This is a genomic window from Streptomyces sp. P9-A4, from assembly GCF_036634195.1.
Lineage (GTDB): Bacteria > Actinomycetota > Actinomycetes > Streptomycetales > Streptomycetaceae > Streptomyces.
In genome coordinates this window covers 4,732,494-4,754,561 of the sequence record NZ_JAZIFY010000001.1, presented here as the reverse complement: position 1 = coordinate 4,754,561, position 22,068 = coordinate 4,732,494, and the positions used below count along the sequence as shown (strand labels likewise).

20 protein-coding genes are annotated in these 22,068 nt (G+C 72.2%); 10 read left to right on the top strand and 10 right to left on the bottom strand.

Translation table 11 applies throughout. The features are described 5' to 3' along the window. Positions 1–54 precede the first annotated feature (54 nt). The gene (locus V4Y03_RS21565; RefSeq protein ID WP_056551818.1) at positions 55–396 is read right to left on the bottom strand and encodes a hypothetical protein; all 342 of its coding nucleotides are present in this window, start codon (positions 394–396) and stop codon (positions 55–57) included. Positions 397–507: 111 nt separating this feature from the next. Here V4Y03_RS21565 and V4Y03_RS21560 point away from each other — a divergent pair, with 111 nt between their 5' ends. Next, entirely contained in the window at positions 508–777 is a 270-nt protein-coding gene (locus V4Y03_RS21560; RefSeq protein WP_317877731.1) for a hypothetical protein, read from the top strand. A 79-nt stretch (positions 778–856) separates the two neighbouring features. Here V4Y03_RS21560 and hutH read toward each other — a convergent pair whose 3' ends face one another. Next, positions 857–2,398, bottom strand: a complete 1,542-nt coding sequence (gene hutH / locus V4Y03_RS21555) for a histidine ammonia-lyase (protein WP_332437240.1) — start codon at positions 2,396–2,398, stop codon at positions 857–859. A 263-nt stretch (positions 2,399–2,661) separates the two neighbouring features. After that, entirely contained in the window at positions 2,662–3,366 is a 705-nt protein-coding gene (locus V4Y03_RS21550; RefSeq protein WP_332435957.1) for a hypothetical protein, read from the bottom strand. Positions 3,367–3,556: 190 nt separating this feature from the next. On the opposite strand from V4Y03_RS21550, the gene V4Y03_RS21545 reads away from it, so the two are divergent. Both V4Y03_RS21545 and V4Y03_RS21540 read left to right on the top strand, forming a co-directional pair. Next, the gene (locus V4Y03_RS21545; RefSeq protein ID WP_332435956.1) at positions 3,557–5,245 is read left to right on the top strand and encodes a phospholipase A2; all 1,689 of its coding nucleotides are present in this window, start codon (positions 3,557–3,559) and stop codon (positions 5,243–5,245) included. A gap of 314 nt (positions 5,246–5,559) precedes the next feature. After that, a complete protein-coding gene (locus V4Y03_RS21540) occupies positions 5,560–8,301 on the top strand; it encodes a S8 family peptidase (protein ID WP_443079881.1) in 2,742 nt (913 codons plus the stop codon). Positions 8,302–8,426: 125 nt separating this feature from the next. Here the strand turns inward: V4Y03_RS21540 and V4Y03_RS21535 are convergent, their stop codons facing one another. From V4Y03_RS21535 to V4Y03_RS21520, 4 genes are all read right to left on the bottom strand, one after another. Further along, positions 8,427–9,560, bottom strand: a complete 1,134-nt coding sequence (locus tag V4Y03_RS21535) for a GGDEF domain-containing protein (RefSeq protein WP_332435953.1) — start codon at positions 9,558–9,560, stop codon at positions 8,427–8,429. Positions 9,561–9,640: 80 nt separating this feature from the next. Then, positions 9,641–10,429, bottom strand: a complete 789-nt coding sequence (locus V4Y03_RS21530; protein WP_332435952.1) for an enoyl-CoA hydratase/isomerase family protein — start codon at positions 10,427–10,429, stop codon at positions 9,641–9,643. Between the two features lie 60 nt (positions 10,430–10,489). Further along, the gene (locus tag V4Y03_RS21525) at positions 10,490–11,629 is read right to left on the bottom strand and encodes an adenylate/guanylate cyclase domain-containing protein (RefSeq protein WP_317874145.1); all 1,140 of its coding nucleotides are present in this window, start codon (positions 11,627–11,629) and stop codon (positions 10,490–10,492) included. A gap of 131 nt (positions 11,630–11,760) precedes the next feature. Continuing rightward, positions 11,761–12,615 (bottom strand): biotin--[acetyl-CoA-carboxylase] ligase, encoded by an 855-nt coding sequence (locus V4Y03_RS21520; protein WP_332435950.1) that lies wholly within the window; start codon positions 12,613–12,615, stop codon positions 11,761–11,763. Between the two features lie 134 nt (positions 12,616–12,749). Here V4Y03_RS21520 and V4Y03_RS21515 point away from each other — a divergent pair, with 134 nt between their 5' ends. After that, positions 12,750–14,342: an acyl-CoA carboxylase subunit beta gene (locus V4Y03_RS21515; RefSeq protein WP_332435948.1), complete on the top strand. Its 1,593-nt coding sequence runs from the start codon at positions 12,750–12,752 to the stop codon at positions 14,340–14,342. Positions 14,343–14,368: 26 nt separating this feature from the next. Further along, on the top strand, positions 14,369–14,581 hold the full coding sequence (locus V4Y03_RS21510; protein WP_079044482.1) for an acyl-CoA carboxylase subunit epsilon: 213 nt from the start codon (positions 14,369–14,371) through the stop codon (positions 14,579–14,581). Positions 14,582–14,647: 66 nt separating this feature from the next. On the opposite strand, the gene V4Y03_RS21505 is transcribed toward V4Y03_RS21510, so the two are convergent. Next, entirely contained in the window at positions 14,648–16,024 is a 1,377-nt protein-coding gene (locus V4Y03_RS21505) for an MFS transporter (RefSeq protein ID WP_332435947.1), read from the bottom strand. 70 nt (positions 16,025–16,094) lie between these two features. On the opposite strand from V4Y03_RS21505, the gene V4Y03_RS21500 reads away from it, so the two are divergent. The 3 genes from V4Y03_RS21500 to V4Y03_RS21490 all read left to right on the top strand — a co-directional run bounded on the left by V4Y03_RS21500 (position 16,095) and on the right by V4Y03_RS21490 (position 17,589). Further along, positions 16,095–16,730, top strand: a complete 636-nt coding sequence (locus V4Y03_RS21500) for a TetR/AcrR family transcriptional regulator (protein WP_317874141.1) — start codon at positions 16,095–16,097, stop codon at positions 16,728–16,730. Between the two features lie 71 nt (positions 16,731–16,801). Further along, positions 16,802–16,930, top strand: a complete 129-nt coding sequence (mmpB, locus tag V4Y03_RS21495) for a morphogenic membrane protein MmpB (protein WP_277922076.1) — start codon at positions 16,802–16,804, stop codon at positions 16,928–16,930. A gap of 44 nt (positions 16,931–16,974) precedes the next feature. After that, on the top strand, positions 16,975–17,589 hold the full coding sequence (locus tag V4Y03_RS21490) for a nucleoside triphosphate pyrophosphatase (RefSeq protein ID WP_317874140.1): 615 nt from the start codon (positions 16,975–16,977) through the stop codon (positions 17,587–17,589). Positions 17,590–17,653: 64 nt separating this feature from the next. On the opposite strand, the gene V4Y03_RS21485 is transcribed toward V4Y03_RS21490, so the two are convergent. Next, positions 17,654–18,082 carry a hypothetical protein gene (locus V4Y03_RS21485; protein ID WP_332435946.1) on the bottom strand — a complete coding sequence of 143 codons (429 nt, stop codon included), beginning with the start codon at positions 18,080–18,082 and terminating at the stop codon, positions 17,654–17,656. A 384-nt stretch (positions 18,083–18,466) separates the two neighbouring features. Here V4Y03_RS21485 and V4Y03_RS21480 point away from each other — a divergent pair, with 384 nt between their 5' ends. Both V4Y03_RS21480 and V4Y03_RS21475 read left to right on the top strand, forming a co-directional pair. Beyond that, the gene (locus V4Y03_RS21480; protein WP_332435945.1) at positions 18,467–20,221 is read left to right on the top strand and encodes an acetyl/propionyl/methylcrotonyl-CoA carboxylase subunit alpha; all 1,755 of its coding nucleotides are present in this window, start codon (positions 18,467–18,469) and stop codon (positions 20,219–20,221) included. 81 nt (positions 20,222–20,302) lie between these two features. Continuing rightward, positions 20,303–20,848, top strand: coding sequence for a TetR/AcrR family transcriptional regulator (locus V4Y03_RS21475; RefSeq protein ID WP_332435944.1), 546 nt, complete (start codon positions 20,303–20,305; stop codon positions 20,846–20,848). Positions 20,849–20,921: 73 nt separating this feature from the next. Here V4Y03_RS21475 and V4Y03_RS21470 read toward each other — a convergent pair whose 3' ends face one another. After that, positions 20,922–21,845: a DeoR/GlpR family DNA-binding transcription regulator gene (locus V4Y03_RS21470; RefSeq protein WP_056551870.1), complete on the bottom strand. Its 924-nt coding sequence runs from the start codon at positions 21,843–21,845 to the stop codon at positions 20,922–20,924. Positions 21,846–22,068: the final 223 nt, after the last annotated feature.

The window sequence follows — 22,068 nt, the reverse complement described above, 5'->3', positions numbered from 1 at the left end:
GGGCAGGGCCCCGGGACGGCGTCCCGGGGCCCTGGAACAGGATGGATGCCTGCTCTACGACCGGTCGTCGTCGTCTTCCTCGTCCCCATCTTCCTCGCCGAGGTCGTACTCCAGCGCATCGGGGTCGTACTCGATCTCCTCGCTGCTCCAGGAGGCCTGGACCATCTCGATCCCGGGGACGTCGCGGATCAGGTCGAAGGGCTCGACCAGGTACGCGAGGGCCTCGGCACCGTCCTCGCGCGCGGCGGCGCGGGCCTGCACCCGCTCCTCCTCGGGCATGAACTCGTCGGCGTCGATCCGGGCCTCGGCGGCCTCGGCGAGTTCGGCCGGCCCGTCGATCTCCAGGACCACATCGACGCGAAGGCGGACATAACGTGCTGTCTCAGAAGTACTCATGAGTCGGAGCGTAGGCGCCTGCGGGCCCTCGGCTTTCCCACGACCCGCTGTGTTCATTAGCATCGGCGCACCGACCAATTCGCGGTTTCCGCAAGGGGGATCGAAATTTCCGTGTCCGCCGCCCGACGCCCACTGCTGACCGCGACCGCCGCCGGGACGCTGCTGTGCGCACTGTGGTTCGTACCGTCCGCCAACGCCACCGACGAGCAGGGCGGGGTCCAAATCGGGGTCACCCAGGAGGGGCCCGCCCCGGACGACGGACGCCTGGCGGAGACCGGAAGCAGGGACACCACGCCGTATCTGCTCGGCGGGACGGGTTTCCTGGGCGTCGGCGCGGGCTTCGTGGCCCTCGCGATGCACCGCAGGGGCCGGGCGTCCTGAACGTCCGTACATGACATGAGCCAGGGACCGCCCCGGGAAGCCCCGGGGCGGGCCCTGCGTCGTTCCGTGCTGTTCGTGCCTACTCCAGCGGTCCGGTGACCGGCTCCACCGCGGCGACCAGCTTCCCTTCCCGTACGAAGGTGTCGGCGGCGGCCAGGTCGGGGGCGAGGAAGCGGTCCGGGCCGGGGCCCTCGACGCCGGCCGCGCGCAGGGCGGCGATGGCGGCCTGCGAGGCGGGGGCCGGGGTGAGGCCCTCGCGGAGTTCGACACCCCGGGTGGCGGCGTACAGCTCGACCGCGATGATCCGGTTGAGGTTGCCGATCGCGGTGCGCAGCTTGCGGGCGGCGGACCAGCCCATGGAGACGTGGTCCTCCTGCATCGCGGAGGAGGGGATGGAGTCGGCGGAGGCCGGGACGGCGAGCCGCTTCATCTCGCTGACCAGGGCGGCCTGCGTGTACTGGGCGATCATCAGGCCCGAGTCCACGCCGGCGTCGTGGGCGAGGAAGGGCGGCAGGCCGTGCGAGCGGTTCTTGTCGAGGAGCCGGTCGGTGCGGCGCTCGGCGATGGAGCCGAGGTCGGCGGCGGCGATGGCGAGGAAGTCGAGGACGTACGCGACGGGGGCGCCGTGGAAGTTGCCGTTGGAGCGGACCTGGCCGTCGGCGAGGACGACGGGGTTGTCGACGGCGGCGGCGAGCTCGCGCTCGGCGACGAGCCGGGCGTGGGCCATGGTGTCGCGGCCGGCGCCGGCGACCTGCGGGGCGCAGCGCACCGAGTAGGCGTCCTGGACGCGGGGAGCCTCGCCTGCCTGGGCGTGGCCGGTGAGGCCGGAGCCCTTGAGTACCGCGAGCATGTTGGCGGCGGAGGCGGCCTGGCCGGGGTGCGGGCGGATGGCGTGCAGCTCGGGTTCGAGGACCTTCTCGGTGCCCAGGAGGGCTTCGAGGGAGAGCGCGGCGGTGATGTCGGCCGACTTGTAGAGGGTGTCGAGGTCGGCCAGGGCCATGATCAGCATGCCGAGCATGCCGTCGGTGCCGTTGAGGAGGGCGAGGCCCTCCTTCTCCTTGAGCTCGACGGGGGCGATGCCGTGGGCGGCGAGCAGCTCGCCGGCCGGCTTCAGCACGCCGTCGGGGCCCTCGGCGTCGCCCTCGCCCATCAGCGCGAGGGCGCAGTGGGAGAGCGGGGCGAGGTCGCCGGAGCAGCCGAGGGAGCCGTACTCGTGCACGACCGGGGTGATGCCGGCGTTGAGGACGTCGGCCATGGTCTGCGCGACCTCGGGGCGGACGCCGGTGTGGCCGGAGGCGACGGTCTTCAGCCGCAGGAACATCAGGGCGCGGACGACCTCGCGCTCGACGCGCGGGCCCATGCCGGCGGCGTGCGAGCGGACGATGTTGCGCTGGAGCTGGGCGCGCAGCTCGTGGCCGATGTGCCGGGTGGCGAGCGCGCCGAAGCCGGTGGAGACCCCGTAGACGGGCTCGGGCTTGGCGGCGAGCGCGTCGATGACGTCCCGGGCGGCGGCGAGCGCCCGCACGGCCTCGTTCGACAGCTCGACGCGGGCGCCGTGGCGGGCGACGTCGATGACGTCCTGCGGGGTCGTGCCGGACGTGCCGAGGACGACTGTCTGCATATCCATATTCAGCAGCCTACGGATTGAAGACCGACATGTCACTAGGGGAGCGCCGAGGGGCATGTCACCACCCCTCGCCGCTCCGGACCCTTACCGATCCGCCGCCCGCCCGCGCCGGCGGCACGGGCCCCCGAGGGCTCACCCCGAATCCGGCGTGAACTCCGCACGGGAATCGGTGGAACGGCACGGGAAAATCACCGGTCGAAACCGTCGGCCGGAATGGACTCGAAATGCGTGCGGCTTGCCGCACATTGACACAATAGCTAATTCCCGACATTCGCGGGCGAGAACTCACCGCTCAGGGGCGCCACACAGGTGTCGACGACGGTGTTCTCACCGGCGGCCGAACCCTTGACGCAAAGCCGACCCCCCTTCTCCCTCAGATCGAGGAAGAAGACCGTGGCCGGACCTGTCCGTCCGAGGCCGTGGATGCGCCCGTCGATGTAGCCGAGGCGGTTCAGGATCTTCCTGACCTCGGCCGGAGCGGGATCTTTCAGTTTCAGGAGCGCCTGGGTGATGCGCTCCTCGTGCAGCCCGCTCGCGCACCAGTCGCGCGCGCTCAGCTCCACCTCGGGGCCGGAGGTGGGGAAGCCCGGTTCGATCGGACCGGTCGGCGGCATCTCTCCCGGGCGGACGGTCGGCTCCTCCCCGCCTCCCGCCGGGGCGCTGGGCCGGTCGGCCGGCGCGTGGCCGACGGGGCACGGCTGGGCGACCCGGGCCAGCATCGCGGCGAAGGCGGCGCCGTCCGCGCCGTCCTTCGCACCGCCGGCCGCACCTTCCTCCGTACTGCTCGCGCCGCCGGCCGTGGAGACGGAAGGGGCTGGTCCGGCGGCCTTTCCGCCACCCTCCGTCCCCTCGGCGCCGCAGGCGGTGAGCGCCAGGGCGCCGAGGACCGCCGCCGCGAGGGCGCGTCGCGGACGGCCCGGGGAGCGTACGGACGTGCCCTTCGAGGCATGGATTCGCGTCATGCGCACAGTCTCGGGGCGCGTCGCCCAGTCCGCATGAGTACCCCTACTCATACCTGTCTCAGCCACTTGACCGAAAACGAATGCAAATCACTTCCGCAAATAAAAGCGAATTCTTTTCACCTCTCCCGACCTCTTGTGAACGTCTCGTGAAGCGCCCTAAGGTCCGCATCGATCGGCAAACGATCAACTCGTGAATGAGGGGGAATTCGTGCGCAGAACCGCTCTACCCGTCATCGCCGCACTCTCCATGGCGCTGCTGCTCCCGCAGAGCGCCATCGGGGTCGCGACCGCCGGACCGCAGGCGTCCGGTACGGGCACGGCCGGACTGGGGCTCGTCGACCCGCCGGCCGCGACCGGCGAGTTCGAGGAAGTCGGCCCGGGTATGTACTCGACCGGCAGCCAGACCTTCGAGATCGCCGAGAACGACGTCGCCGTCGGCTCGGTCGGCCGCAGACACACCGTCGCCGCCCAGGCGGGCGGCGGCGTCTCCAAGCCCGAGTCCGCCCCCGCGGGCCGCACCGACATGGGCGTCTTCGGCCCCGGCTGGGAAGCCGAGTTCCTGGGCGGCGAGCTCAACCAGAAGCTGGAGCAGCAGGGCGACGCCATCGTCGTCACCGACCTCAACGTCGGTGAGTCGGTGCGCTACCTGCTCAAGAGCAGCCTCGACTACCCCGACGGCGGCGGGGTGAAGAAGTACGAGACCGCCGAGGGCGACAAGCTCACCGACACCGCCCGGTGGGACGCCGCCACCGGCACCCTGGTCTCCACCGTCGTCGAGACCCTCAACGTGGATCTCTCGGTGGCCGACGAGGGGCAGTCCGGAGGCACCGGCGAGGTCGGCGACGACCCCGTGCCGGCCGCGAACCTCAAGCCCACCCGCACCTGGAAGCAGGTCGCCCCGGGCACCAACGCCTGGCGCGTCACCAGCTCGGGCAACGCGGCCTACGGCGTCTCCACCGTCGGCTACGACACCAAGGGCCGGGTCTCCACCATCACGGAGCCGGCCGTCGGAGAGGCCCTGAAGGAGACCGTGTCGATCAGCTACGCGAGCGCCACCACGGCCTCCGGAGCGACGCTCGGCGACTACTCGGGCCGCGCCAAGGAAGTCAAGGTCACCACCGGCACCACGACGCAGACCCTCGCCCGGTACGCGTACGACGCCTCGGGTCTGCTGCGCACGGTGACCAACCCGGTCGAGAGCAGCGCCGCGGTCTCCTCGTACGTGTACGACACCACCGGCCGCGTCTCCGACATCGTCTCGCCGGTCAACGGCGACTGGGACCTCGCCTACCCGGCCACGTCGGCCTCCCCCGACGTGCTGCCGACCGGCCCGGCCCGCCCGGCCTCGGACGCCCCGATCGAGGGTGCGACCGGGATCGCCGACGAGACCGCCGTCGCTCCCCCGGCCACGGACATCGGCCCGGGTGAGATCTCCGACCCGGAGGCCTACCCGCGCAAGTGCAGCTGGGCCCGCCACTGGCTGTACTACTGGAAGACCGGCTGCGCCGCCTGGGCCGCGCACTACGGCTGGCACAAGCCGTACTTCAAGTACACCAAGACCGGCTACCGCGTCGTGGGCATCAACTACGACGGCTGCAGCACCCCCGGCCCGAACGTCAGCAAGCCGGGCGGCTGGAACTTCCGTCCCGCGTGCGACATGCACGACTACGGCTACGGCCTGATCGGCAACACCTACAAGGGCTACTCGTACTACCTCGACCGCAGGAAGAAGACGGCGGTGGACGACGTCTTCTACACCACGCTGCGCGACAAGGTCTGCTCGGGCTACTTCTGGAAGCGGGCCTGCCGCGCCACCGCGTGGACCTACCGCCAGGGTGTCCGCGCGGGCAACCCGAAGAACGGTGCCAACAAGACCTGATCCACGGCTCCACCTCCTGACGGAGCCTGCCCCGGGGCGTCGAGGGCCGGGGGGCGAACCCCTCGCCACCCGGCCCTCGCCGACCGGCCGCGCCGACCGGCCCGTGCCACCCGGCCGCGCCGAGCGGCCCTCGCCACCGGGCCGGCACTCCTCCGTACGCCGTACCCCGGCGCTCCGTCACCGCTTCCCGCACATGCGTGCTGCCACCGTCTCCACGGGCTGAGCCGTGCCCTCGTACCCACGGGCCGGGCGACGTCCTCTTTCTCTCCGAGGCAACTGTGAAGAAGAAGATCTGGGCCACGGTCATCACCGCGATGACGACCGTGTCGCTCGGCGCGATACCGGCCCAGGCCGCCGCGCCGCAGAGTGTCCCCGCGGCGGCCGGGGCGGCCGACAGTGTCGTCGACCCGCCGCTCTACGACGCCACCGCCACCGGCGGCACCGTCCGCGTCAACGTCGTCACCGAGAACCGTACGGACATCCCCGACGCGGCGACCGCGGGCGAGACGAAGCTGTCCTTCGCGGTCCTGCCGGTGGTCACCCTCAAGGTCGACCAGGCCGGACTGGAGAAGCTGGCAGCCAAGCCCGGCGTCGTCAGCGTCACCGAGGATGTCCCGGTGCCGCCGACGCTGGACGTGAGCATCCCCCTCATCGGCGGTGACAAGGCCTTCGCCGCCGGGAAGACCGGCGCGGGCAGCTCGATCGCGATCCTGGACACCGGTGTCGCCACCCAGCACCCCTTCCTGAAGGGCCGCGTCAAGACCGAGGCCTGCTTCTCCCCCGGCGACGCGGACCTCGGCGCCACCAGCCTCTGCCCCAACGGCACCGAGCAGCAGGAGGGCATCGGCACCGCCGACGCCGGCACCGGGGCCTGCGCGACCCTCACCGGCTGCGACCACGGAACCCATGTGGCCGGCATCGCCGCGGGCAACGGCGCCGGACTCACCGGCGCCCCGGCCCACGGTGTGGCCCCCGGCGCCGACCTCATCGCCATCCAGGTCTTCAGCAGGTTCGACTCCGAGGACTACTGCGGCAGCACCGAACCCTGCGTCCTCAGCTTCACCAGCGCCCAGCTCGCGGGCCTGGACAAGGTGCTGCAGCTGCGTCAGGCCGGCACGCCCGTGATCGCGGCGAACCTCAGCCTCGGCGGCGGCCGTTACACCTCCGACTGCACCGCCGACCCGCGCAAGATGGCCATCGACAAGCTGCTCGCCGCCGGTGTCGCCACCGTGGTCGCGGCCGGAAACAACGGCTACGGCGACGCGGTCAGCGCCCCCGGCTGCGTCTCCTCCGCCGTCACCGTCGGCTCCACCACCCCCGACGACGAGGTCTCCGCCTTCTCCAACCGGGGCCCGCTGCTCGATCTGTTCGCGCCCGGCACCAGCATCGTCTCCTCCGTTCCCGGTGGCACGTACGCCCCGAAGAACGGCACCTCGATGGCCGCGCCGCACGTGGCCGGCGCCTTCGCGGTGCTGCGGCAGGCGTACCCCGACAAGAGCGTCACCGACCTCCTCGCGCTCCTGAAGTCCAGCGGCAGGCCCATCGCCTACACGGGCGCCAGCACCCCGCGCATCGACCTCGGCCAGGCCATCGCCCCGAAGCGGACGAACATCGTCGACTTCAACGGCGACGGCGCCGAGGACGTCGCCATCGCCGACCCGGCGGCCACCGTCGGCGGCAACACCACCGCCGGCGCGGTCTGGGTCACCTACGGCGGCGGCAAGGGCACCACGGGCATCAACCAGGACCTCGACTGGGTGCCGGGCGGCGCCGAGCAGAGCGACTGGTTCGGTGAGGAACTCGCCACCGTCGACTACGACAAGGACGGCTACACCGACCTCGTCGTGGGCACCCCCGCGGAGGACGTGGGCACCGCCGTCGACGCCGGCTTCGTCGACGTGCTCTACGGCGCGCCCGGCGGTCTCGGCACCGGCACCAAGAAGGCCACGCACTACGAGCAGGGCCAGGGCAACGGCGCCATCGCCGCCTCCACCGCCGAGGCGGGCGACCGCATGGGCGACTCCCTCGCGGCGGGCACCACCAAGGCGGGCGAGCCGTACCTGCTGATCGGCGTCCCCGGCGAGGCCCTCGGCACGGTCACCAAGGCGGGCAGCGCCTTCTACGTGCACGGCGCCACCAACGTCACCATCCACCAGGACAAGGCGGGCGTCCCCGGTACCGCGGAGAAGGACGACAAGTTCGGCTTCAGCGTGGCCGGCGACTCCAACTTCCTCGCCATCGGCTCCCCCGGCGAGGCCATCGGCACCCTGGCGAAGTCCGGCGGCGTCGTGATCTTCAACCCCAACAAGCTGGACTCCGAGGGCCGCCCCACCCCGCTGGCGGGCCTCGACCAGGACAACGCCGCGATCTCCGGCGGCTCCGAGGCCGGTGACGAGTTCGGCTACGCGCTGGCCATCGCCCCGTTCCGCGCGGTGGGCGCCGCCACCGCCGCCGAGTCGATCCTCGCGATCGGCTCGCCCGGCGAGGGCGTCCTCGTGGGCACCGAGGACCAGGCCAACGCGGGCCGGGTCGTCCAGATCCGCATCAAGGCCGACGGCACCTGGAGCTATCTGCGCGAGCTCAAGCAGGGCACGGCGGAGGACACGGTCTCCGGCGTCTCCGAGACCGGGGACCGCATGGGCGAGACCCTGGCCGCCGTCAACACCGCCCCCGACGCCGTGAGCACCTCGGCGTCCATGCGGCTCGCCGTCGGTACGCCCGGCGAGGCCATCGGCACGGTCGCCCAGGCCGGCGCGGTCCACATGTTCTCGCTGGCCGGTTCGGCCGGGACCAACGACCGCTGGATCGAGGCGGGCGACGGCGACGGCATCCCCGGCACCCCGGGCACCAAGCAGTACCTCGGCAAGAGCCTCTCCTTCACCGCCACCCGCCTGTACGTCGGCATGTCCTACGGTCCGAACGCCGGCGGCGCGATGTACGCCCTGCCGATGTCCAACGTGACCGTCGGCGGGGCGGTCGGCCCGACGACCACGTACAAGCCGGGAACGGGCGGTGTGCCCTCGGGCGGCGTCCGCTTCGGGTACGCCTCGCGGTAGTCGTACGGCAGGTGGTCGCACGACCGATGGTCGTACGACGGGAGGAACCGACCTCCTGAACCCGGGAGCCCCCCGAAGACCCGTCCGGTCTTCGGGGGGCTCCGGCCTTTCCGGAGCCGTGGCCGTCAGGACTCCGGCGGTGGTTCCACCGGCGGGGCGTCCCGGAAGCGGCGGCGGTCGCGGGCTCCCGGCGGGGCGTCGGCCAGGCGGACGACCGTGCCGTCACGGCCCGCCACCACCGGTTTCGCCGAGCGGGCCGCCTTGGCCTGGTACTGGGCGGCGTCGGCGAGGCGGAAGAGCCGGCGGGCCGACCTGAGGGGGCCGATGGGGTCGCCGGTGGACGCCACCCCGCAGGCCACGCCCTCGCCGAGTTCGAGTTCCGCCGCCCGGACGCACAGCTCCTCCGCGACCGCGACGACCTCGTCCGCCGTCGGGCCGACCGTGAGCAGGCAGAACTCGTCGCCGCCGAGGCGGGCCGCGAGGGCGCCGGGCAGCATGGCACCGCAGCGGGAGAGGACCGAGCCGAAGCGTTCGAGGAGCCGGTCGCCGACGGCATGGCCGTGGGTGTCGTTGACCCGCTTGAGGCCGTTGAGGTCGCAGACCACCAGGCTGACGACGGAGCCGTCCGCCCGGTAGCGCTCGATGGCCTCGTCGAGGCGGGTGTCGACGGCCCGCCGGTTGGCCAGCCCGGTGAGCGGGTCGGTGAAGGCGAGCTTGCGGACCTCCTCCAGGCGCTCGGCCTGGGCGATGCCCGCCGCGACGACCGCGGCGAGGACGGTCGCGAAGTCGGCGTCCGCGCGGCTGAAAGGTTTCTGCTCCGGTGGGCGGGCCACATACAGCTCGCCCCACGCGCGCCCGTGCAGCACGATCGGCGCCACCACGCAGCAGCCGCGCCCCCGCCGCCGCAGGCCGGTCACCCGGCCGGTCGGCACCGGGTCGGTCACGGTCTCCACCCAGGCGTCGGGCTCGCCGCCGCCCGCCCACCGCTCGTGCAGGAACTCGGTGATCTCGGGGAACTGGTGCACCGGATACGTCTCCGAGTCCGGGAACTCCTCCTCCCCCGCCGCCCGCTCCCCGGCGTTCACCAGGACCTTGAGACGTCCGTGGTCCCGCTCCCAGACCGACAGGGCGGCGAAGCTTCCGTCGAGGCCCTCGCAGGACCCGAGCGCCGCCGCCCGCCAGAACTCGCGCGGAGTGTGCGCCGCCGCCATCCCCTGCGCCAGCGCCACCACGGCCCGCAGCCGCACATCCTCACCCATTCCTCCAGCTTAGGGAGGTTTGATCCGTTTTCCCTTCCGAGACGTCACCGTAAGTGACATTTAGTGCAGAACGGTGAAAGTCACTCACCCGGCCAGTTCGGCTTCCGCTTCTCGTTGAAGGCCGCGACGCCCTCCGCGCGGTCCCCCGAGAACGCCACCGAACGCCAGGCCGCGTCCTCGACCTCCAGGCCCGCCCGCAGGTCCAGGCCCTGACCGAGCCGCATGGCCTTCTTCGCCGCGCGCAGCCCGACCGGCGAGTTGGCCGCGATCCGCCCGGCCAGCTCCAGGGCGGCCGTCCGCGCGTCCTCCTCCAGGAGGTCGACGAGTCCCAGCTCGCGGGCCTCCACGGCCTCCACCCGGCGGGCCGTGAAGACCAGCTCGGCCGCGCGCGCCGCGCCGACCCGGCGCGGCAGCAGCTGCGTACCGCCACCGCCGGGGATGACACCGACGGAGACCTCGGGGAGGCCGACCACGGCGGTCGCGTCGGCGACGATCACATCGCAGGCCAGCGCCAGCTCGAAGCCGCCGCCGAGGGCGAAGCCGTGCACGGCGGCGACGGTCGGCATGGGCAGCTCCAGGACGCCGGTGTACGCGGCGCGGGCGGTCGGCCGCTGGCGGACCAGCTCGGCGTCGGTGAAGGAGTTGCGCTCCTTGAGGTCGGCGCCGACGCAGAAGGCCCGGTCGTTCGAGGAGGTGAGCACGGTGACGCGTACGGAGGCGTCGGCGGCGAGCGCCTCGCAGGCGGCACCGAGGGAGCGGGCCATCTCCGAGGAGACGGCGTTCATCGCCTTGGGCCGGTCGAGGACCAGCTCGGCGACGTACCCGTCCCGCCGGACCACGACGAACTCACCAAAACGCTGCTCGGTCATGCCGCACACCCTCCCGATCAAGGTCTGTTAACGGCTGTTAACAGACGTTCACCGGAGATCCTAGGTGGGGCGGCGGGTCAGGAGCCAGGGTTCGATGACGCCGAGGCCGCGGACCGGGCGCTGCCACATCGGCTGGAGCGCGAAGCGGTACGTCGCCGACCTGCGGCCCTCCTTCTCCGCGCGGACCGCCTCCTCGGCGGCCTCGGTCTCCGAGACGGGCGCCTCCCCGGTCCTGGACAGCTCCTCCGCGAGCGCGCCGTCGACGAGGACGGCGTCCTTCGGAGCTATCGACGTGAGGCGGCTCGCGAGGTTCACGGTGGTGCCGAAGACGTCGCCCATCCGGGTCGTCACGGTGCCGAAGGCGATGCCGACGCGCAGTGCGGGCATCGTCTCGTCCTGGCCGAGGGTCTCGATCAGGCGCAGGGCGATCTCGGCGGCCGTACCGGCGTCGTCGGCCGCGTACAGGACCTCGTCGCCGAGGGTCTTGATGAGCCGGCCGCCGTGCGCGGCGACGAGGTCGGCGCAGGTGGTCTCGAAGGCCTCGACGAGTTCGCCGAGCTCCTCCTCCTCCAGGCGGCGGGTGAGCCGGGTGAAGCCGACGAGGTCCGCGAAGCCGACCGCGAGCCGCCGGTCGACCATCTCCTCGTCGTCGGCGGCCTGCACGACCCGGCCGGTGGCGGCGGCGAGCTGGCGGCGCCAGACGTAGATCAGGAACTCCTCCAGCTCGGGCAGGAGCAGCTCGACCAGGGGGTACGTGACCTCGGTGCGGGTCATGCCGGGCTCGGGCGGCTCGGTGAGGCCCTCCAGGAAGGAGTCGATCTGCCACTCGGCGAGCCGGGCGGTGGTCTGTCCGGTGGAGCGGGCGACCTGCACGGCCATCGGCTCGCTGAGCAGCCCGGCCTCGACGAGACCGGCGAGCCGCCGCAGGGCGAGGACGTCGGCCTCCGTGAGCGCCTTGGCCTGGCCGATGTCGGCGAAGCCCATGGCCCGCCAGAAACGGGAGGCCAGTTCCATGGAGACGCCGGCGGTGCGGGCGGCCTGGAACGGGGTGTAGCGGCGGTCCGCGCCGAGGATGAGCTGTTCGAGGCGGATGGCGAGCGGGTCGTCGCTCGGTTCGGCCGTGTGATCGACCTCGTGGTGAGGCGTCGGGTACGTGGGTGGCTCTGTCCCGCCGCCCGCGTTCGCGTCGTCGACGGTCACCGGCCGCCTCCTGCCCGTTCCCTGCCCACTGCCCTGCCGATCTGTCGCCTGGATCGCGCTCCACGATACGGCAGGTGTGGAATGGCTCACGCGCGAAACGGCTGCCGCCGGTGTTCCGCCCGCTCCGATGGTCAGCCCGCCGGCGTCCGCAGGTGGACGATGTCGCCCGCTCCGACCGCTTCCGTGCCGCCGCCCTCGGTGTCGACCACGAGCCGTCCGTCGCCGTCCAGGGCGACCGCCTCGCCCTCCAGCATCCGCTCGCCGGGCAGCTCGGCCCTGATCCGGCGGCCGAGGGTCGCGCAGCCGGCCGCGTAGGCCGCCCGGAGTCCGGAGGCCTCGGGGTCGCCGTCGGCCCGCACCCAGTCCCCGTACCACTGGGCGAGGGAGCGCAGGACGGCCCGCAGGAGGGTGTCGCGGTCGGTGGAGACGGCGTCGGCGAGGAGGAGGGAGCCCGCCGTGGGGACGGGCAGTTCGCCGGCGCGGAGGGTGACGTTGATGCCGAGGCCGACGACGATGCCGTCCGCTCCGGCGCGTTCGGCGAGGATGCCGCCGGTCTTGCGTTCCTCGCCCGCGACGGAAACCAGCAGGTCGTTGGGCCATTTGAGGGACATGTCGACCCCGCCGGCCTTCGCGAGGCCGGTCGAGGCGGCCACGCCGGTGAGCAGCGGGAGCCAGCCCCAGCGGTGGACCGGCACGTCGGGCTTGAGCAGGACGGAGACGAAGAGCCCGGAGCGGGCGGGCGCCGTCCAGCTGCGGTCGAGCCGGCCGCGGCCGGAGGTCTGCTCCTCGGCGACGAGCACCGCGCCCTCGGGCAGCTCGTCGGCGCGGGCGGCGAGGTCGCTGTTGGTGGATCCGGTGCTGGTGACCACGTCGAGCGAGGTCCACAGGCCGTCGGGGAGGACGAGGGCGCGGCGCAGTGCGGGTGCGTTCAGCGGAGGCCGGTCGAGGTCGGACCAGGGTCCGCCGGAGCCTTGGGAGGACGTCATGCAAGCCAGACTAGGTGTGGCAAAGACCGCAGTGCCGAACCGTATCTGCGTCGATACGCTACGGCTCAGTAGCTGAGCAGTAGCCCATTCGTAGTCAACGAACCCCCCGTGACCAGGCAGGGAGCCGCATCCCGATGTCCGAGCCGGCAGAGCAGTACGAGATCGACATTCACACGACCGCAGGCAAGATCGCGGACCTCAAGCGCCGTATCGACGAGGCCACCCACGCCGGCTCGGAGCGTGCGGTGGAGAAGCAGCACGCGAAGGGCAAGCTGACCGCGCGCGAGCGGATTGACCTGCTCCTCGACGAGGGCTCCTTCGTGGAGCTGGACGAGCTGGCCAGGCACCGGTCGACGAGCTTCGGCCTGGAGAAGAACCGGCCGTACGGAGACGGTGTCGTCACCGGCTACGGCACGGTCGACGGCCGCCCGGTGGCGGTCTTCTCGCAGGACTTCACGGTGTTCGGCGGCGCGCTGGGCGAGACGTACGGCCAGAAGATCATCAAGGTGATGGACTTCGCGCTGAAGACGGGCTGCCCGGTCGTCGGCATCAACGACTCCGGCGGCGCCCGCATCCAGGAGGGTGTGAGCGCGCTCGGCATGTACGGCGAGATCTTCCGCCGCAACACCCACGCCTCCGGGGTGATCCCGCAGATCTCCCTGGTCGTCGGCCCGTGCGCGGGCGGCGCGGTGTACTCCCCCGCGATCACCGACTTCACGGTGATGGTGGACCAGACCTCGCACATGTTCATCACGGGTCCCGACGTCATCAAGACGGTGACCGGCGAGGACGTCGGCTTCGAGGAGCTGGGCGGCGCCCGGACGCACAACTCGACCTCGGGCGTGGCCCACCACATGGCGGGGGACGAGAAGGACGCGATCGACTACGTCAAGTCCCTGCTGTCCTACCTTCCGTCGAACAACCTCTCCGAGGCGCCGGCCTTCCCCGAGGTCGCGGAGACCGAGGCGACGGACGAGGACCGCGAGCTGGACACGCTGATCCCGGACTCGGCGAACCAGCCGTACGACATGCACACGGTCATCGAGCACGTCCTCGACGACGGCGAGTTCCTGGAGACGCAGTCGCTGTTCGCGCCGAACATCCTGACCGGCTTCGGCCGTGTCGAGGGCTTCCCGGTCGGTGTGGTCGCCAACCAGCCGATGCAGTTCGCGGGCTGTCTGGACATCAACGCCTCGGAGAAGGCGGCGCGGTTCGTCCGCACCTGCGACGCGTTCAACATCCCGGTCCTCACCTTCGTGGACGTCCCGGGCTTCCTGCCGGGCGTGGACCAGGAGTACGGCGGCATCATCCGGCGCGGCGCGAAGCTGATCTACGCGTACGCGGAGGCCACGGTCCCGCTGATCACGGTCATCACCCGGAAAGCCTTCGGCGGCGCGTACGACGTCATGGGCTCCAAGCACCTGGGCGCGGACCTGAACCTGGCGTGGCCGACCGCGCAGATCGCGGTGATGGGCGCGCAGGGCGCGGTGAACATCCTGCACCGCCGGACCATCGCCGCCGCAGAGGACCAGGAGGCGGAGCGGGCGCGGCTGATGCGGGAGTACGAGGACGCGCTGCTCAACCCGTACACGGCGGCCGAGCGCGGTTACATCGACGGCGTGATCCTGCCGTCGGACACGCGCCCGCAGATCGTGAAGGGCCTGCGTCAGCTGCGCACGAAGCGGGAATCCCTCCCTCCGAAGAAGCACGGCAACATCCCGCTGTAGCCCGTACGCGCGTCGAAGGAGCCGTTGTGATCAGGGTCGTACGAGGAAACCCGACTCCGGAGGAGTTGGCCGCCGCACTGGCGGTGGTTCAGGCGCGGGCAGCCGCGACGGCGGCGGCGTCCGCCGAGAGCGGCGGCCCGGCGGTGCCGGAGGGGTGGTCGGACCCCTCCCGTATCGCACGGGCGGTACGTCACCGGCCGGGCCCGCGGGCCTGGGCGAGGTCGTACTGGCCCGTGTAGCCGCCACCGCCGGAAGGCCGGACCCCGTGTGCGGGGGGTCCGGCCTTTCGCGTGTGCGGGCACCGCTCACGAGCGGCGCAGGAAGACCGCCGACGCGAGGACACCCGCCAGCACGATCGCCGCGTTGACGAGGACCGCGAGGCCGATGCCGTCGAGGAGTACGGGGGCGGTGACGACGACGGCGCTCATGATCGGGGTGCCCATGGTGATGCCGATCTGCTGGGTCATGGTCGCGAGCCCGGTCGCCGTGCCCTGTTCGTGGTCGGGGATGCCCGAGGTGGCGGTGACCATGAAGCCGACGATCGCGAGCATGTTGCCGACGCCGCCCGCGAAGGTCGCGGCGAGCAGCAGCCAGAGGCTGCCCCGGTCGTCGCCGAGGCCGTAGAGGGCGAGGGTCGCGGCGGCCTGGAGGAGGCCGCCGGCGACGAGGGCCGTACGGGCGCCGAAGCGGGCGATGAAGCGGGCGGCGCCCACCCCGCCGAGGACCGTGCCCGCGCCGAGGACGCCGAAGGAGAGGCCCGCGGCGAGCGGGGAGAAGCCCAGGACGTCCTGGAGGTACAGCGTCAGCAGGAAGACCAGCGAGGTCTCGGTGACGAAGGCGACGAGCCCGGCGAGGTTGCCCCCTACGACGGTGCGGCGGGTGAGGATCCGTACCGGTACGAGGGGTGAGGCGGCCCGCCGCTCCACGAACGGGAAGGCGATGAGCAGGGCGGCGCCGACGAGCAGGGCCCACGGCTCGGTGGTGAGGCCGTGGACGAGGGCGAGGAGGCCGCCGGTGACGGTGATCGCGCCGGGCACGTCGAGGCGGGGGCGGACGGCGGGGCGGCTCTCCTTGAGGACGGCGGGGGCGACGAGGAGGACGGCGAGGGCCACCGGCACGTTGACGAGGAACGCCCAGCGCCAGGAGAGCAGGTCGGTGAGGACGCCGCCGAGGATGGCGCCGGTGGTGAAGCCGGCGGACATGAGGGCGCCGTTGAGCCCGAGCGCCCGCGCCCGCAGCGGGCCCTCCGGGAAGGAGGAGGTGAGCAGGGAGAGCGCGGCGGGGGTGACGGCGGCGGTGGCGAGGCCCTGGGCGACGCGGGCGGCCATCAGCAGACCCGGGCCGGTGGCGAGGCCGCCCGCGAGGGAGGAGATCCCGAGCAGCGCCATGCCGCCGAGGAAGACGCGGCGGCGTCCGACGAGGTCGGCGACGCGCCCGAAGAGGAGGGTGAAGCCCGCGGCGGCGAGGGCGAAGGCGGTGGCGATCCACTGGAGCCCGCCGAGGGTGAAGCCGAGTCCCTGGCCGATGGCGGGCAGGGCGACGTTCAGGATCGAGAAGTCGACGGCCAGCATGAACTGGGCGAGGAGGAGGACGGCGAGGACCAGCCGCATGGGTCCGGTCATCCGGGTGTCCGGGGCGCCGGACGTGGCGGGTGCGGCGGTGGGGAGATCCAGGGCAGCCATGCGCGTGACCCCTTAATGGGAGACTGGTTCCGTTAAGATGTCCCGTACCGTAGCAGAGTCGAAGGCTTTAATGGAACAGGAGACCCGTTTGACCGAGAGCCAGCCGGCCTCGCCCGGCACCGTGCGCCCCGGCGGCCGCACCGCGAAGGTCCGCAGGGCCGTCCTCGACGCCACCCTGGACGCCCTCGCCGACACCGGCTTCCACACCCTCAACATGGACCGGATCGCCGCGGGCGCCGGCGTCGGCAAGACCACCGTCTACCGCCGCTGGGGCTCCCCCGTCGGCCTCGTCACCGACCTCCTGCACGACATGGCCGAGCAGTCCCTGCCCGCCTCCGACACCGGCAGCCTCCCGGGCGATCTGCGGGCCAACGCCGAACTCGTCCGCGCCACCCTCACCGACCCCCGGATGGGAGCCGTCTTCCGCGCCGTCATCGCCGCGGCCGGCTGCGACGAGGAGTGCGCCCGCGCCCTCGGCGCCTTCTACCGGACCCGGCTCGGCGAATGGGCCCCCGTCGTCACCAGGGGCGCGGCGCGCGGCGAGATCCCGGCCGGGACCGACCCCGCCGAGCTGCTCCGCGCCGTCTCCGCGCCGCTCTACTACCGCTTCGCGGTCACCCGCGAGGAGCTGACCGGGGCCGTCGCGGAACGGGCCGTGGCGGCGGCGCTGGCGGCGGCCCGGGACGGCGTGTTCCTCCGCGAATAGTCCATCGGCACCGGGGCGCCTGAGTATCCGTACTCAGGCGCCCCGGCCACCCCGGCCGCAGGATCGGAGGCATGCTGTGGTCCGACCCGAAGAATCAGCCGCCGAAGTTCATGCGCGACATGCAGGAGAGACTCCGCCGCGCGGGCGTCCTGCTGGCGCTGGCGATGGTGGTGGCGATGATCGTGGTCGGCGCCCGCTGAGCCGTCGACGCGAACCGGCCCCCGCGACTGGCTACGCTTCCCCCATGACTGCTGATCCGCGCCGCGTCGTGCTCGCCTCCGCCTCCCCCGCCCGGCTCGGTCTGCTCCGGCAGGCCGGTCTCGACCCCGAGGTGATCGTGAGCGGGGTCGACGAGGACAAGGTGCACGCCCCCACCCCGGCCGAGCTCGCGCTCGCCCTCGCGGAGGCGAAGGCCGCCCATGTGGCCGCCCGCCCCGAGGTGTTCGGCGCCCTGGTCATCGGCTGCGACTCGGTCCTCGAACTCGACAGGCGGGCCCTCGGCAAGCCCGCCGACGCCGAGGAGGCCACCGCCCGCTGGAAGTCGATGCGCGGCCGGGTCGGCATCCTGCAGACCGGTCACTGTGTGTACGACACGGCCGCCAAGCGCTTCGAGTCGGCGACGGCCTCCACCGTGGTCCGCTTCGGCGAGCCGACGGACGAGGAGATCGCGGCGTACGTGGCGAGCGGCGAACCGCTGCACGTGGCGGGCGCGTTCACCCTGGACGGGCGTTCGGCGCCGTTCATCGACGGCATCGACGGCGACCCGGGCAATGTGATCGGCCTGTCGCTGCCGCTGCTGCGCACGCTGCTCGCGAAGCTGGACGTGCGGATCACCGACCTCTGGACCCGAGAGGCCTGACACGGCCGACGACTCACGCCACCGCTCGGATCACGCCACCGCTCGGATCACGCCACCGCTCGGGTCACGCCGCCGCCGGAAGCTCCTCGCGGGCTCCGGCGGCGGTCTTGCCGTACGCCACCAGCGTCAGCACGATCAGGCCGAGTACGGCCACCAGGAAGGCGAACGCGCCCCAGCCGATCAGCCCCACCGCGACCGCGCCGAGCACCCCGTGCACGATCGCGCAGCCGATGAGCAGGCCCCGGCCGAAGCGGCCGGGACGGCGGTCCCGGACGCCCGCGACGAGGGCGACCAGGGCGCAGAGGACGAGCGCGGCGCCGGAGGCGATGCCGAGCACCCAGGTGCCGGTGGACATCGCGTCGGGGTCCATGCCGTCGAGGGACATCGACTGGGCCTTCACGAACCGCGCCATCACCGCGTTGACCGCGACGATCCCGGGCGCTTCGAGGAGCAGCACCGCCGCCGTCACGAGAGCTATCGGTCTGCGGGCCACCTCGGCCACCCCCTGCACATGACTGTTACCGACAGTACGATCGACAGCGCGAAGGCTACTGGCCGGTAAACCCCTGGACAAGAGTGCGGACACGGCGGGCGACGCGGGTCCGTCCGGCGGCGGCGCGGCAAAGAATCGCCGGGCCATTCGTAGAGACTCCACAAAGAAACCCGAACGGCCACTGGCCGGACGAACAGAGACCTGCGCCACACCTCGGAGCTACTGTGCCGTAAAGGAACCCTGCGTACCGTGGTGCGACAAGGGAATTCACGACCCGAGCGGGCCCGGGGTCACGCTCCGTGTGGGCAAGCTCACCACTGGGGACGGGTCGAAAGGCCGTGTCGGCAGTCCCTAAACTCAGCTTGTTTCAAGGAGGGAGCCATCGTGCGCAAGGTGCTCATCGCCAACCGTGGCGAAATCGCTGTCCGTGTGGCGCGGGCGTGCCGTGACGCGGGTATCGGCAGCGTGGCCGTGTACGCCGAGCCGGACCGGGACGCTCTGCACGTCCGGGCCGCCGACGAGGCGTTCGCTCTGGGCGGTGACACTCCGGCGACCAGTTATCTGGACATGGCCAAGGTGTTGCAGGCGGCGAAGGACTCCGGTGCCGACGCGGTCCACCCGGGCTACGGCTTCCTGTCGGAGAACGCCGAGTTCGCGCAGGCCGTCCTCGACGCCGGGCTGACCTGGATCGGCCCGCCGCCGCAGGCGATCCGTGACCTGGGCGACAAGGTGGCGGCGCGTCACATCGCACAGCGCGCCGGCGCCCCGCTCGTCGCGGGCACCCCCGACCCGGTGTCGGGCTCCGACGAGGTCGTGGCCTTCGCCGAGGAGCACGGACTGCCGATCGCGATCAAGGCCGCGTTCGGTGGCGGTGGCCGTGGTCTGAAGGTGGCCCGGACGCTGGAAGAGGTTCCCGAGCTGTACGACTCGGCGGTCCGTGAGGCCGTCGCGGCCTTCGGTCGCGGCGAGTGCTTCGTGGAGCGCTACCTGGACAGGCCGCGGCACGTGGAGACGCAGTGCCTGGCCGACTCCCACGGCAACGTGGTCGTCGTGTCCACGCGTGACTGCTCGCTCCAGCGCCGTCACCAGAAGCTGGTCGAGGAGGCCCCGGCGCCGTTCCTGACCGAGGCGCAGAACGCGGAGCTGTACGCGGCGTCGAAGGCGATCCTCAAGGAGGCCGGCTACGTCGGCGCCGGCACGGTCGAGTTCCTCGTCGGCACCGACGGCACGATCTCCTTCCTGGAGGTCAACACCCGCCTCCAGGTGGAGCACCCGGTGACCGAGGAGGTCACGGGCATCGACCTGGTGCGCGAGATGTTCCGGATCGCCGACGGCGAGGAGCTCGGTTACGGCGACCCCGAGATCCGCGGTCACTCCTTCGAGTTCCGCATCAACGGCGAGGACCCGGGCCGCGGCTTCCTGCCCGCCCCCGGCACCGTCACCGTCTTCACCCCGCCGACCGGCCCCGGTGTCCGCCTGGACGCGGGCGTGGAGTCCGGCTCGGTCATCGGCCCGGCCTGGGACTCTCTCCTGGCCAAGCTGATCGTCACCGGCGCCAGCCGTGAGCAGGCCCTGCAGCGCGCCGCGCGTGCGCTGGCCGAGTTCAAGGTGGAGGGGATGGCGACCGCGATCCCGTTCCACCGGGCCGTCGTGGTCGACCCCGCCTTCACCGCGGACCCGTTCCGCGTCCACACCCGGTGGATCGAGACGGAGTTCGTCAACGAGATCAGGCCGTTCGCCCCGGCCGGCGCGGACGCCGACGAGGACGAGTCGGGCCGCGAGACGATCGTCGTCGAGGTCGGCGGCAAGCGTCTCGAGGTCTCTCTGCCGTCCTCGCTCGGCATGACCCTGGCCCGTACGGGTCTGGCGGCCGGCGCGAAGCCGAAGCGGCGGGCGGCGAAGAAGTCCGGTCCGGCGGCTTCCGGCGACACCCTCGCCTCCCCGATGCAGGGCACGATCGTGAAGGTCGCGGTCGAGGAGGGCCAGGAGGTCAAGGAGGGCGATCTGATCGTCGTCCTGGAGGCCATGAAGATGGAGCAGCCGCTCAACGCGCACCGCTCCGGCACCGTGAAGGGCCTGACCGCGGAGGTCGGCGCGTCCGTCACCTCCGGCGCCTCGATCTGCGACATCAAGGACTGATCCGTCGCACCGAGTACGGTACGAAGGGCCCGCAGGCACTCGCCTGCGGGCCCTTCGTCGAGGGGAGGGGATGAGGAGACCATGCGAGCCGACGCACGCCGCAACCACGAGCGCCTGCTCACCGAGGCCCGTGCCACCTTCGCCGAACAGGGCGCCGACGCGCCCCTGGAGGAGATCGCGCGCCGCGCGGGCGTGGGCATCGGCACGCTCTACCGCCACTTCCCCACCCGGGCGGACCTGCTGAACGCGGTCTTCCAGGAGGCCCTGGCGGCCCTGCTGCGCCGCTCGGCGGAGCTGGCCGAGGCCGAGGAGCCGTGCGGGGCGCTGGTGGAGTGGCTCCGGGGCCTGATCGCGCACGCGGGTGAGTACCGGGGGCTCGCGCACGCGCTGATGTCCGCCTCGTACGACCGGAGTTCGGCGCTCGCCGGGTGCAGCGATCCGCTGCGCGCGGCGGGTGAGCGGCTGCTCGCGCGCGCCAGGGAGGCGGGCCTGGTGCGGGCCGATGTGTCGATCGGCGATCTGATGCAGCTGACCAACGCGATCGCGCTGGCGGCGGAACAGTGCCCGGAGGACGCGGAGCTGGCGGACCGTCTGCTCGCGCTGACGCTACGGGGCATCAAGGACTGACGTACGGGAGGGGCTCGGGCGCGTGGGACCCCTGGGGGAGGGTCCCTCGGGACCGGGCGGGTGCGGTCCGGTGTCAGCGGCGCCGCATGTCGGCGACCCGCGCCGTGCGTTCCAGGGTCTCGGCGGCCATCCCTCCGCCCGGTCCCCGGTACTGACCGGCCGCCATACGGCCGCGCTGGACCGGGAGCGGCATGTCACGGCGGGGCCGGGCGCCGGGGGGGACCTGGTCGCCGCCCGTGGGGGTGGCGGCGCCCGTGCCCGCGACGGCGATCTGCACGCCCTGGTCGGCGAGGGCCTGGAGCTCGGTGGCGGCCCGGTCGTCGTGCGCCGGGGGTTCGTCGGTCACCAGGCGGGTGATCACGTCCGTCGGCACGGTCTGGAACATGGTGTCGGCGCCGAGCTTGGTGTGGTCGGCGAGGACCACCACCTCCGCCGCCGCCTGGACGAGCGCCCGGTCCACGCTCGCGGAGAGCATGTTGGACGTGGACAGGCCGCGCTCGGCGGTCAGTCCGCTCCCGGAGAGGAAGGCGCGGGAGACCCGGAGGCCCTGGAGCGACTGCTCGGCCCCGCTGCCCACGAGGGCGTAGTTGGAGCCGCGCAGGGTGCCCCCGGTCATGACGACCTCGACCCGGTTGGCGTGGGCGAGGGCCTGCGCGACGAGCAGGGAGTTGGTGACCACGGTCAGACCGGGCACGCGGGCGAGCCGGCGGGCCAGCTCCTGCGTGGTCGTCCCGGCGCCGACGACGATGGCCTCGCCTTCTTCGACGAGGCTCGCGGCGACGTCGGCGATGGCCGTCTTCTCCGCGGTCGCGAGATGGGATTTCTGCGGGAAGCCGGATTCTCGCGTGAATCCGCCCGGCAACACCGCACCGCCGTGGCGGCGGTCGAGGAGTCCTTCTGCCTCAAGGGCCCGTACATCTCTCCGTACGGTCACTTCCGAGGTCTGGACGACGCGGGCGAGCTCGCGGAGCGACACGGCCCCATTGGCTCGCACCATTTCGAGGATCAACTGGCGACGTTCTGCAGCGAACACGAAACTGACAGTAACGTGACCGGCCGATACTTTTCAGCGGTATGCGCCGAATTGCAGAAGATGCACACAGACGGGGTCCCCAAGTGATATGGGAGACCCCGTCGTTGATCACCCCGACCCCGGACCTATGCCCCGGCTTGCCGGGGGTTGTCCTGGTCGGCGAACCGTTCCCGCAGGCGGGAGCCGT